The sequence below is a fragment of the Erwinia aphidicola genome, assembly GCF_024169515.1.
Classification (GTDB): domain Bacteria; phylum Pseudomonadota; class Gammaproteobacteria; order Enterobacterales; family Enterobacteriaceae; genus Erwinia; species Erwinia aphidicola.
The window spans coordinates 1,698,744-1,711,327 of record NZ_JAMKCQ010000001.1; the positions used below are offsets into that span (position 1 = coordinate 1,698,744).

Genomic DNA, 12,584 nt, shown 5'->3' on the forward strand with positions numbered 1-12,584 from the left:
CTATCAATTAACTTCAAATTCAAATTTGCGACATAAATAATATTATGGGAAATGATATTAACTAAATAATATCGCATTTATTATAAAGAGGCATTTTGTGAATGTTCGGTGATTGTATTGGAAAATTAGCTATGTAAGAATCCACGTCGTTGTCAGCTAAGGCAACATGTGACTAAAACAAGCAGGCTCACTCTGCATTCAATTAATAAGACAATTAATCCTTATTACCCACTTATATAATAAGCCGAAGGGTTATCTTATTATCGAGTCACTAAATCTGTTGGTTTAATCCCGCCCGGATTAAGTTAAGTCGGAATTTGTTATTAATCACCGTAAGGATACATTTATATGAAAATGAATAAAATTATGCTGGCTGCGGCCATGACTTTTGCCGCTGTTTCCCTGGCGCATGCTGCAGACGCCACGCCAGGTGCAGCGGCTGGCTCTCAGGGTAGTGGGCAGTTGTCGTTCAGCGGGTCTATCGTTGATGCACCTTGCTCAATCAAGAGTGAGTCCACCAAGCAGGATATCAACCTGGGTGCTATCTCTAAAGCTCTGCTGGCTAAGGCAGACGGGCACTCAACGCCTACGCAGGTGAACATCAAACTGGAAAACTGCGAGCTGGCGAAAGACAAAAATGGCGTAACCATTACCTTTAGCGGCGCGGCAAACGATACCGACGACTCCATGCTGGGTCTGGCAGGTAATGCTTCCGATGCCGGGATTGTGTTTGTTGATAACAAGGGCCAGAAAATCAAACTGGGTGAAGCAAGCCAGCCAACCAAACTGGTCGGTAGCGACTCCACTCTGAGCTTCAGCGCCTACGTTCAGCAGACTAAAGCCACGCCATCCATTGTGCCTGGTGACTTTACCGCTGTGGCTAATTTCCAGCTGGCTTACCAGTAAGCTTTAGCGCATGCCGTCAACGTGCGGCGCATAGCCGCACGTTTTTTCCATGCAGCAGGAGTCGGTGATGTTAGTAACAGAAACAAGCCTGCGGGCCTTTCCCACTCTGATACTGGCGCTGTTTTTTCTTTCTACTGTTAGCCAGGCAGCGCAACAGGGTAAGGGAGAAGTCTCCATGAGGGGTGCCATCGTCGATACCGCCTGCACTATTGCGACCCGTGATGCTCAACAGAGCATTGATTTGGGTTCTCTGCCGGTATCCACCCTTGCGCGCGAGGGTAAAGGGCCCGCCTTCCCCCTCACTATTCGTCTGACAGACTGCGTGCTTGGGCGCGCACACAATAACAAAACATTTAACATCACGTTTGATGGTCCTGCCGAAGGATCAACGTTTAATTTACAGGGTAAGGCCTCTGGCGTCGCCCTGCGTATCAGCGATGCCACCGGGCGTATAGCCAAAGCCGGTGTCGCGCTCCCACCGCAGGATATTACCCCTGGTGATATGCGTCTGGAATACTTTCTCACCCTGGTGAGCGATCAAAAGCCGCTAATGGCCGGAGCCTATTTTATCACCGTCCGTTTCAAGCTGGACTATTTCTGATGATGAAAAGTCAGGGATAATAAATTAACGGAAAAGCGGATTAACCATGAAACACTACGCAGCACGGAAGCTGTTCAATCTAAAATTACTATCAGCCTTAATTGTTCTGACGCTGGGTCATTCCGGGCGGGTTTTTTCCTCTGACGATATCCAGTTCAATATGGATGTGCTGGATGTTAACGACCGTAAGCATGTTGACCTGAGCCAGTTTTCACGTCAGGGATATATTATGCCCGGTGATTACAGCCTGACGGTGCGTATTAACAAAACCGAGCTCTCCGAGCGCACTGTCACCTTTATGGCCGATGAAAACGATGCAAAATCGAGCGTAGCCTGCCTTACCCCCGACCTGGTTAAGCAATTCGGCCTCAAGCCGCAGCCGTTAGCCGCTCTGAAATGGCATCAGCAGGGGAAGTGCCTCGACATAAGTAGCCTTAAAGGGCTGCAGGCCCGTGGCGATCTCTCCACTTCCTCGCTCTATATCACTATCCCGCAGGCCTGGCTGGAATATACCGCCGACGACTGGGACCCGCCTTCCCGCTGGGACAACGGCATCCCTGGGATTTTGCTCGACTACAGCCTGAATGCCCAGCAGCAGCGCAGCCATAACAGCGGCGACAGGCTTAACCTCAGCGGTAACGGTACCGCAGGTGTAAACCTGGGTGCATGGCGGCTGCGTGCTGACTGGCAGGGCCGGGCAGAACGCCAGAGCGGTGAGCACGCGCAGACCAGCCGCGAGTTTGACTGGAGCCGCTTCTACGCCTGGCGTGCACTGAGCTGGCTTGGCGCCAAACTGATGATCGGTGAGAACTATCTCGACTCCTCCATCTTCGACAGCTTCCGTTTTACCGGCGCCAGCCTGACATCGGATGACAGCATGCTGCCGCCTAATCTGCGCGGCTACGCGCCGGAAGTGACGGGTATCGCCAGAACCGATGCCAAAGTGACCGTCAGCCAGCAGGGGCGAGTACTGTATGAAACTCAGGTCGCCGCAGGCCCGTTCCGTATTCAGGATCTGAGCGATGCGGTCACCGGCCAGCTGGACGTGCGCGTTGAAGAGCAGGACGGCAGCGTGCAGACCTTTACCATTAATACCGCCAGTATTCCCTATCTGACCCGCCCGGGCACCATTCGCTTTAAGGTCTCATCGGGGAAACCCTCAGACTGGAAGCACCGCACCAATGGCGCGCTGTTCAGCGCCGGTGAATTGACCTGGGGGATCAGCAACGGCTGGTCAATGTACGGCGGCGCTATCGGCGGTGATAAGTATCAGGCACTCTCCATCGGTATTGGCCGTGACCTGCTGGCGCTGGGCGCCATCTCGCTGGATGCCACCCAGTCGCGCGCGCGTTTGTCGAGTGAGGATAACACCCTGAGCGGCGGCTCATACCGGGTGAGCTATGCGAAAAGTTTTGAGAGCTACGACAGTCAGATTACCTTCGCCGGCTATCGCTTCTCGCAGGAGAACTTTATGAGCATGTCAGAGTATCTGGATGCCAAAGAAGATAGCAGCCGCATGGGTAAAAGTAAGCAGATGTATACCGTGACCTTCAATAAACAGTTCCGCGATGTCGGTCTGTCAACGTACATGACCTACACGCATCAGACTTACTGGAACCGGCCGACCAATGACCGCTACAGCCTGATGCTGTCGCGCTACTTCGACTGGTGGAAGATCCGCTCAGCCAGCGTATCACTTTCCGCCTACCGTAACCGCGTCGACCAGCGTAATGACGATGGTATGTATCTCTCCCTCTCTATCCCGTGGGGAGATCGCGGCAGCATTGGCTACAGCATGTCAGCGGCAGGAAAAGAGCGCAGCAATAGCCTGACGTGGAACGATCGCATCAACGCCAGTGATAACTACTCGCTCAGCGCCGGTAACAGCCGCAGCGGCGGCAGGGTGAGCGGCTACTACAACCATGACGGTGATATCGCCCGCGTCAGCGCCAACGCCAGCTATGACCAGGGGCATTACCGCTCGCTGGGATTGAATGCTCAGGGTGGCATGACGCTGACTGCGGAGGGCGGGGCCCTGCATCGTAACAATACCAACGGCGGTACCCGACTGTTAGTGGATACCGACGGCGTGCCGAATGTACCCGTGAAGGGCTACGGCAGCAACCTCCATACCAACTACTTTGGTAAAGCGGTGATTGCCGATGTTAGCAACTACTATCGCAACAGCGCCCGCATCGACCTTGACAAGCTTGGCGATGATGCGGAGGCCCTGACCTCAGTGGTGCAGGCCACGCTGACCGAAGGGGCGATTGGCTACCGTCGGTTTAATGTCATTTCCGGTGCGAAAGCGATGGCGATCATCAAGCTGGCAGACGGCAGCACGCCACCGTTTGGTGCCAAAGTGATCAACTCGCGTAAGCAGGTAACCGGGCTGGTTAACGATGATGGCACTCTCTACCTGAGCGGCATCCGGGCCGGCGAAATCATGAGCGTAGAGTGGGACGATAAAGCGCAGTGTGAAGTGCGCCTGCCCACGCCGCTACCCGCAGATATGATCAGTCATTCTCTACTGCTGCCGTGTGAAGTCTCTGACGCGCGCAGCTGAAAACGGATAGTCAATTATCAACTTGATGAATTTTAAGGTAACCACATGTTTTCAAATAAAATTATTCCTTTTTTACTGCTGAGCACCACGCTGGCGACACAGCAGGCTTCTGCCGCCATTTCACTCGACCGCACCCGGGTTATTTTTGACGGCAAGGCAAAGTCAGCCAGTCTCAGCATCAGTAATCAGAATACCCAGCTGCCCTATCTGGCCCAGACGTGGATTGAAGATGAGAAGGGTAACAAAATCAACTCGCCGCTGACGGCGCTGCCGCCCTTGCAGCGCGTGGAGCCGGGGAAAAAAAGCCAGGTGAAAGTGCAGGCGCTGCCGGCAGCCAACGCGCTGGCGCAGGATCGTGAGACGCTTTACTACTTCAACCTGCGCGAGATCCCGCCTAAGAGTGATAAGGCCAATACGTTACAGATTGCCCTTCAAACCCGTATCAAGCTGTTATACCGCCCTGCGGCGCTCTACATTGCGCAAAATAGCGCACCCCCGCAGGAGCAGCTGACGCTGACGCGTAAGGGCGACCGCTATCTGGTTAATAATCCCACAGGCTACTACATCACGCTGATCGACGGGGGTGCCAGCAAGCAGGGAACCCCGCTGGCAGATTTTCAGCCACTGATGGTGGCCCCCAAAACCAGCGGCGAGCTGAACGTTACCGCAGCCCAGCTCGGCACCAGCCCGGTGTTGAAATATATCGATGACTACGGTGGCCGCCCGTCGCTCAGCTTTAGCTGTTCCGGCAATCAGTGTCAGGTCGTGCCAGGCAATAGCCAGGGCCTGACAGACTGAGTATTAAAGATAATCCAGCCAGGGAATGACAACGATATGAAGCAGAAGGAATTAGCGGGCGAACCGCGACGGTCAACGGGAAAAAACGGTATTGCAGGCGTGCTGATCTGCACCTGTGGGCTGTTCGCGGCTGCTGCGCTGGCCGGGGAACATCGCCCCGTCACCTTCGGTGAAGGTAGCCTGACCCTCTCCGGCTCACTAACCGAAAGCGCCTGCCGGCTGGAGATGACCAGCCTGCACCAGGTGGTATGGCTCGGCAATACCGATACTGCCTCGCTGCGGCGGCCGGGGGACCGCGCTGCGCCGGTGAGCTTTCAGCTGAAGCTGGAGGACTGCGGGCGTGGCCCAACATCATTACGCGACAGCAAAAGCGGCAATGTCAGCTGGAGCACAATGCAACCCGCAGTGTCAGTCTGGTTTTATGGTACCCGCGATGACGATATGCCCGATTATCTGAAAATAAACGGCACCAGCGGGCTGGCGCTGGCGCTGGCCGACAGCCAGGGAGAGCCTCTGCCGCTTAACCAGCGCGCCGCGCCGCTCTTTCTCTCACCCGGCCGAAACACGTTAACCTACACCGTCACGCCGGTGCGCACGCCTGCGCCACTGCGTGCAGGTGGCTGGAACGCCAACCTTGATTTCAGGATGATTTATGACTAGCCGTAATGCCCTACGCTGGCTGCCGATGGTGCTGTCGGCGGGCTGGGTTTCGCTTGCGGTCGCCGGTACCGCGCAAAGCACCATCACGATATCCATGACCGTGCTGAATCCGCCCCCCTGCACCATTAACGATGGCAAGGCGATTGAGGTGGATTTTGGTGAGTTAATTGCAGATGACCTTGACGGCATTCAATTCGGTCGTGCGGTAAACATTGACCTCTCCTGCAGCGGCCAGAGAAAAAATCAGCTGCGGCTGCAGTTCCAGGGCACGCCAGATAAGGCCATTGCAAACTATCTGCAGACTAACCACGAGGGGCTGGCGATAAAATTCTTTAGAAATGGCCAGCTATTACCGCTTAACAGCTGGCTTAACTTTAACTGGCCGGATGTACCTGAGCTGCGCGCAGCACCTGTGATTAGCAATAAAAAGGTGCTGACCGGCGGTACCTTCAGCGCCAGCGCTACGCTGCGCGTGGAGTATCAATAATGAAACATAGCATACTGCTAGCGCTGGCATTGGTCCTGCCAGCCATCGAGGCCAGCGCCGGTGTCGCCACCGTCTCGTTTACCGGGACGCTGCTTCTGACGCCTTCCTGTAAGGTCACTTCACCCGAGAGCGGCCGGATAGAGGTTAATTTTGGCGATAACGTCGGCATAACGCAGGTTGATGGCGTGCACTACCGTCAGCCGCTTAACTACCGCATCACCTGCAACAACGATAAGCCAGCCGGGACGGGCCTGAACCTGACGATGCGAGGGGAAATTGCCAACTTTGATGCCAGCAAAGCCGCGCTGCAGACCAGCGTGAAAGGGCTGGGGATCCGCATTCTGCAGAACGGCAGCCCGATGGTGATTAATCAGCCGATCAAGGTCACCCCGACAGCGCTACCCGCGCTGGAGGCAGTGCTGGTCAAACAGAGCGACGTGACGCTGCAAGAGGGCCCGTTCGACGCCGTCGCTACCCTGATGGCCGACTATCAATAGGAAAATTATGCCGATAAAACACCTGAAGTCGCCCACGCTGGCAGTATGTTTCACTCTCTGCATGGTTTCACCGCCATCCAGCGCCATACCCTATGGTGATAACGTTCATCTTTCCGGCACGCTGGTGGCTGAACCCTGCGCACTGCGGCCCGGCGACGAGAATATTCGCGTGGACTTCGGCGGAATTGTCGATAAATACCTCTATATTAACGGCCGTAGCCCGTCACAGGCTTTTCAGCTACATCTGCAGGGGTGCGATCTCAGTATTGGAAAGCAGCTCAACGTTTCCTTCAGCGGGAATGAGAGCAGCGTATTACCGGGGCTGCTGGCGGTACAGCAGACTAACAGCGGTATTGCTGTCGGTATTGAAGATGCCGGGGGAAAAGCGATTGCGCTTAACAGCGGCAGCAAAGAGGTCACGCTGGAAAAGGGCGATATGACGCTGAAGTTTGCCGCCTGGATCCAGGGCGAGCCGCAGGCGATTAAGGCACATACCATTGCGCGCGGGGAATTTAGCGCTGTGGCAACGTTCCGGCTGGATTATCGCTAAAGGACTAAATCGGCTTTGAAAAGATCGTGCTGTTGGACGGTAATTTTATTTGCCAATCAAACTAAATAAAAACCCAATAGATATCAAAATAATAAATGAAAAACTCCATAAAAAAATCAAAAAAAACACTTTTCAAAAAAACAGTTTTTTTATTAATGCTTGCATCTCCATTCAGCGCCATCGGCGAAATTCGTTATGGTGAAGTAAACGGCAATTACAGAATCTACGGTCATGTAGAAAACCCGACTTTTAAAAAAGAATCCGGGTGGAAAACTATAGGTTTTTTCATGTATATGTCCAGAAATAAAATCCTCCGGAATGATACTGCTGAATATTGCCCAGATGAGAAAAAAGCCGCTGAAATATTAAACAAGATGTTATCCGGATTAGGAACTAATGTAACTTCAGCTTTTACTGACAGTACTTCTACTGACTATTATTTTATATTTCGTTGCAAAAAATCAAAGGAAGAATTTTTGGATATGTGGAGTTATGTCGTACACACTCAATTTTCCCCCCCGACCGACTGCAAACTAGACATCCCGACTAACGTAGAGTTTGGAGAAGTTCCGATGAGTACTAACGGAATTCAGCGCAGGCTGGAAGGTAGCCTGACCTGTGATTATAAAACATCGGTTAATCTGTCACTCACCGGAACGGCTATCAGTGGCACCGCTGATAACAAGCAGATTAAGGTCGGTGACGCGATAGTGAGCTATGCCTTTGATAACGGCAAAGCCACCACCAGCGTCAGTACCGAAAAAGGCGTGAAGTCATCATTTAGCCTGGATTTTATCCTTAAAGACAGCGGAAAGAGTGCCGGTAACAAACAGGCTAGCGTGGTGATGACAGCCAGCTGGTATTAATGCACAACCACCGTTATAAAATTTACAATAAAGCGTGCTGAAGATATCGGGGTTGCCATCAACCTGCGTGGATTTTTTATCCAGAGATAATGGTTGTTTCCACATTACCCCCTTCATATAAACAACCCATCCTACCTTGATTTTAACTTTAGCTGAAAATGGATAAAAACAAAGAACAAAATATCGCACATTAACAAAAGATGATATTCCACTGGAAAAAACAATGGCGAAAATACATTATTGATCAACGATAAGATTATACAATTTCAGGCTGTATCTTTTACTCTTACAGGGGCTACTAGCGGTCAACCCTGCCCGCTGCCGGACTGTAATAGGCAAGGACGTAGCGACCTTCCGGTTGGATAATGACCAGCCACTCTCGGTAGAGGCTGATTATACCCCTGTGAATAGCATAATATTTTCTTTACACTCATGGCATAAAGTAGGGATCTGAAATGTTTAACGTATTGATAAAAATCAATAATTTAAGAATGCTAATCTTTTTTTGTTTAATACTCTCTTTCGCAACCTGTGCCACTACTAACGTTCACTATAGCAAAGAAAATGGAATATACAGAGTTTATGGTCACGTAGAAGGAAGGATGTCTTTAGTTAACATTAACCTTATAAACGAATTATATTTAATTATACCTGGAGACAAATCACTCGGAGTCAATGTTGGCAAGGAATACTGCAAAACAGAGGAAGATGCACTTAAAAAGGTGAACGAACTCCTTTCAGGCCAGGGAAGCATCGCGTATCTAGGCTCAGTAGGCGCATTAAGCTCTACATTCAGTTTTTATTGCCGGAGGGAGAAAGGCTCAATGACTATGTGGTCTTATACTAAAAATTTTCCTCAGGAGCCACCTACCCCCTATGTCAGCTGTAATATCGATATTCCTGGCGCCGTAGATTTTGGTGAAGTCTCGATGGGCGGCGGGGCGATTCTGCGCACGCTAAAAGGCAGTGCAACCTGCGATGCGAAAACCTCAGTAGCGCTGACGCTTAGCGGCAAGGATATCATTAACCAGCAGATTAAGGTCGGTGATGCCGTTGTCGAGTATGCCTTTGAAAATGGCAAAGCCACCACTAACGTCAGCGCTGAGAAAGCGGTAATGTCATCTTTTGACCTGAATTTCATTCTTAAAAATACCGGTAAGACTGCCGGTAACAAACAGGCTAGCGTGGTGATGACAGCCAGCTGGTATTAATTATAGCCGCACGGTATTAATGTGCAGTTACGGCGATAATAGCTGGTAATAAGCCACCTTTAGAGGATCACGGAGTTTGAAAAGAAGGAAAGTCTTTCTTATGGAATGCACACCACTGAGTACATAGGCTTTTTATCGTTAGCTTTGTAATTTAACCAAGCGAATTCGATAAAGTCAGTGATATTATCAGAAAACCCAAACTCAATGAAATATCGAGTTCTGGCAGGTTTATTTATAAGAAAAACCTTAATCACCCATGAAAAAAATAAAAACCAAGGTCGAAAAATGAAATTAAAACCTAGAAGCATCGCATCAACACTATTGCTGTTTGCTTTATTATTACCAAAAGAATCTTTCTGCTATAACTTGTGGGTAGATATATCTCAAAAAATGCCTGTCGTTTACGGTACAGTAGATGAAAATGACTTTGACATAAAAACCACTAAGGGAACCGGAAAAGTTATTTTCGATTATTCTACCGCCGGTATATCACCCTCCATGTACGTGAGAAATGGTGTTTATTGCTATTCAAAAAAAGACGCTGCGGAAAAAATAAACAGCATATTATCTGGCGGAGCACAATTACATCGGCAGAGTGTGTACGGGGCATATAGGGATAAAGTATTAATTTCCTGCCCTAATAATAATACAACCCCAATATCTCAATATGTTCTGCTGACGGAAAAAATACCCAGACCTGCGCCGAAGTGTCAGGTTAATATTCCAGATACGGTAAATTTTGGAACAGTGGAATGGGGAAGATCAGGAAAAAAAATTGAACTGAGCGGATATGTTATGTGCAATAGTGCCACCTCAGGCCAGTTACGTCTGTTAAGCCCAATCGTGAGCAACATTTTAGTCAAAGATGCTTTGGTCTCTTATGCATTTAACGAGGGTAAAAACAGTCAACGGTTCTATACGACACCGTATGAAAAAGAGCCTTTCTCGTTGATTTTCGCCCTGGATGACACTGGGGCAACATCAGGATATAAGGAAGCCTCCGTGGTATTCGAAACGACCTGGGACTGAATTTTTTCTGTTCACACGTGCCTGCGCTCCCTGTCATTTTTGCTGCCCGGATTGAACACCACTTTGACCGGTATGGTCAGTCTCTGGCCTGCCATAAATCTGATTTATGTCGCGAATTGCGTTTGCGTGATGCAAATAGCTAAGAAAATTCTTACAATAGGAGGTGATGATTATCCGACCATTTTCACGGAGCGACAGATGGCAAGTCATTTTGCACGTTGGGCACTCGCCCAGACCCGAACCCCGGTACACCGACTCCCACTTCAGCTGGTTGAGCGCGCCGCCCGCTTTGGTGAGAAACGCCGCAGCCGCTATCTGGCCGCCCGCACGCTGCTGGCCGAGCTGTTGCTGCGCGTTTATGGGCTGCCGTCGCTGCCTGAGATGGTTATCAACAGTAATGGACGCCCCTGCTTTAGCAACCCAGATCTGCCCGATTTCAGCTTCGCCTACGCCGGTAATATGGTCGGCGTGCTGCTGGCGGAAGAGGGTGGCCACGCCGGGCTGGATATGGAGATCGTGCGCGCCCACAGCCGACAGACGCTGGAACACCACTTTGAGTGCCTCTCCTCCGGGGAGAAGGCGTGGATCAACGCACAGAATGACGTCATGGAAGCCTCAACCCAGCTGTGGACGCTGCGCCAGAGCATTCTTAAGCTGACGGGAGAAGGGGAAAAGGGGATGGATTCGCTGCGCCTGCACCCGGCATCCGGGCGTCTGCGTTCGGCGAGCTGGCCGGATATTCATGCCCTGTGCGACGTCGAACCGCTGCTGGTCTGGTCCTGTGCGCTGTCACCCGGCACCGATCGGCTGCATCTGTGGGAGTATGACGGGGAGAAAGGCTGGGAGTCGCTGCGCGAGATTAATCTCTATGCGCAAAATATGGCAACCAGCACGCTGCGTCTGACCAGTCTGCCGACGGAAAAACTCCAGCCTCACTGCTGATAAAGCGGGTGGCAGCGCCTGCCACCCTCGTCAATCGATTAATGCGCGTCGATAAAGGCGATTTTCAGCACGAACAGCAGCGCCACCACCACCACGCACGGGCTGATTTCACGCCAGCGGCCGGTGCCCAGCTTCATCACGCAGTAGGAGATAAAGCCCAGCGCAATCCCTTCGGTAATCGAGAAGCTGAACGGCATCATCGCCGCGGTGACAAACGCCGGTACCGCTTCGGTCAGGTCGTCCCACTTCACGCGGGCCAGGCTGGAGGTCATCAACACCCCCACATAAATCAGCGCGCCGGCAGCGGCATAAGCCGGAACCATGCCCGCCAGCGGTGACAGGAACATCACCAGCAGGAACAGCACGCCCGTCACCACCGCCATCAGGCCGGTGCGGCCTCCGACAGAGACCCCGGAAGAGCTTTCGATGTAGGCAGTGACCGAAGAGGTGCCGATAAAAGAGCCGGCCACGGAGCTGATACTGTCTACGTACAGCGCCTGCTTCATGCGCGGGAACTTGCCTTTCTCATCGGTCAGCCCGGCCTTGTCGGTCACGCCAATCAGCGTGCCGGAGGAGTCAAACAGGTTAACCAGCATAAAGGAGAAGATGATCCCGGCCATGCCCACGTTGAGCGAGTCCTTCAGGTTGACCTGACCCAGAACGGAAGTCACCGGCGGGGGGGCTGAGAACACCCCGGTGAATTTCACATCGCCAATCGCCAGGCCAATCGCCGTGGTGACCACAATCGAGACCAGCACCGCCGCGTGAATATTGCGCGAGGCGAGAATGGCAATAATAAAGAAGCCCAGCGCCCCCAGCAGCACGCTGTGCGAGGTCAGATTGCCGACGGTTACCAGGGTCGCTTCATTGGCAACGATAATGCCGGCATTTTTCAGCCCCATCAGCGCGATAAACAGCCCGATGCCGGCGGTGATCCCCACGCGCAGGCTCAACGGAATATTGGCAATCATCCAGTAACGCACGCGGAAGATGGTCAGCAGCAGCAGGCCCACCGCGCCCCAGAAAATGGCCCCCATCCCGACCTGCCAGGAGATACCCATCGCGCCCACCACCACAAAGGCAAAGAAGGCATTAAGGCCCATCGCCGGAGCCAGCGCCACCGGCAGGTTAGCCACCAGGCCCATCAGGATACTGCCGAAAGCGGCAATCAGGCAGGTAGTGACAAATACCGCCTGGGTATCCATCCCGGCAACGCCCAGAATCTGTGGATTAACGAAAACGATATACACCATCGTCAGGAAAGTGGTGAAACCGGCAATCACCTCGGTACGGACAGTGGTGCCATGCTCCTGCAGTTTAAAAATCCGTTGTAACAGGCCGGGAGTAGTCATTATGTGATTCCAGAGCGGAGAAAAAATTGTCGGTGGCTATCCTACCCCATAATTTTGCATTTGGGATGCGGGGAGGCGGGTTTTTTCGCAACCGATTGCGCTGTTTTCACCGGCTAATC

General features: G+C 52.1%; 13 protein-coding genes. 12 read left to right on the top strand and 1 reads right to left on the bottom strand.

The genetic code is table 11. The features are described from left to right. Positions 1-348 precede the first annotated feature (348 nt). The 12 genes from J2Y91_RS07880 (at position 349) to J2Y91_RS07935 (ending at position 11,113) form a co-directional block, all read left to right on the top strand. Entirely contained in the window at positions 349-906 is a 558-nt protein-coding gene (locus tag J2Y91_RS07880) for a fimbrial protein (protein WP_133622369.1), read from the top strand. 67 nt (positions 907-973) lie between these two features. After that, on the top strand, positions 974-1,507 hold the full coding sequence (locus J2Y91_RS07885; RefSeq protein ID WP_133622368.1) for a fimbrial protein: 534 nt from the start codon (positions 974-976) through the stop codon (positions 1,505-1,507). Between the two features lie 46 nt (positions 1,508-1,553). After that, positions 1,554-4,073 (top strand): outer membrane usher protein, encoded by a 2,520-nt coding sequence (locus J2Y91_RS07890; RefSeq protein WP_253537791.1) that lies wholly within the window; start codon positions 1,554-1,556, stop codon positions 4,071-4,073. 45 nt (positions 4,074-4,118) lie between these two features. Then, complete coding sequence (locus tag J2Y91_RS07895; protein WP_253537794.1) at positions 4,119-4,871, top strand: fimbria/pilus periplasmic chaperone; 753 nt, start codon at positions 4,119-4,121, stop codon at positions 4,869-4,871. 36 nt (positions 4,872-4,907) lie between these two features. Further along, positions 4,908-5,531 carry a fimbrial protein gene (locus J2Y91_RS07900; protein WP_253537798.1) on the top strand — a complete coding sequence of 208 codons (624 nt, stop codon included), beginning with the start codon at positions 4,908-4,910 and terminating at the stop codon, positions 5,529-5,531. After that, positions 5,524-6,018, top strand: coding sequence for a fimbrial protein (locus J2Y91_RS07905; RefSeq protein ID WP_253537800.1), 495 nt, complete (start codon positions 5,524-5,526; stop codon positions 6,016-6,018). Before J2Y91_RS07900 ends, J2Y91_RS07905 begins: the two co-directional genes overlap by 8 nt. Then, complete coding sequence (locus J2Y91_RS07910) at positions 6,018-6,515, top strand: fimbrial protein (protein ID WP_253537804.1); 498 nt, start codon at positions 6,018-6,020, stop codon at positions 6,513-6,515. Before J2Y91_RS07905 ends, J2Y91_RS07910 begins: the two co-directional genes overlap by 1 nt. Positions 6,516-6,522: 7 nt before the next feature. Then, positions 6,523-7,065 (top strand): fimbrial protein, encoded by a 543-nt coding sequence (locus tag J2Y91_RS07915; RefSeq protein ID WP_253537807.1) that lies wholly within the window; start codon positions 6,523-6,525, stop codon positions 7,063-7,065. A 95-nt stretch (positions 7,066-7,160) separates the two neighbouring features. Further along, a complete protein-coding gene (locus tag J2Y91_RS07920) occupies positions 7,161-7,931 on the top strand; it encodes a hypothetical protein (RefSeq protein ID WP_253537810.1) in 771 nt (256 codons plus the stop codon). A 455-nt stretch (positions 7,932-8,386) separates the two neighbouring features. Then, positions 8,387-9,142 carry a hypothetical protein gene (locus J2Y91_RS07925; RefSeq protein ID WP_253537812.1) on the top strand — a complete coding sequence of 252 codons (756 nt, stop codon included), beginning with the start codon at positions 8,387-8,389 and terminating at the stop codon, positions 9,140-9,142. Between the two features lie 204 nt (positions 9,143-9,346). Then, positions 9,347-10,171, top strand: coding sequence for a hypothetical protein (locus J2Y91_RS07930; RefSeq protein ID WP_253537815.1), 825 nt, complete (start codon positions 9,347-9,349; stop codon positions 10,169-10,171). Between the two features lie 198 nt (positions 10,172-10,369). After that, positions 10,370-11,113 (top strand): 4'-phosphopantetheinyl transferase family protein, encoded by a 744-nt coding sequence (locus J2Y91_RS07935; protein WP_253537818.1) that lies wholly within the window; start codon positions 10,370-10,372, stop codon positions 11,111-11,113. 38 nt (positions 11,114-11,151) lie between these two features. On the opposite strand, the gene J2Y91_RS07940 is transcribed toward J2Y91_RS07935, so the two are convergent. Next, entirely contained in the window at positions 11,152-12,465 is a 1,314-nt protein-coding gene (locus tag J2Y91_RS07940; RefSeq protein WP_062818525.1) for an NCS2 family permease, read from the bottom strand. Positions 12,466-12,584 lie beyond the last annotated feature (119 nt).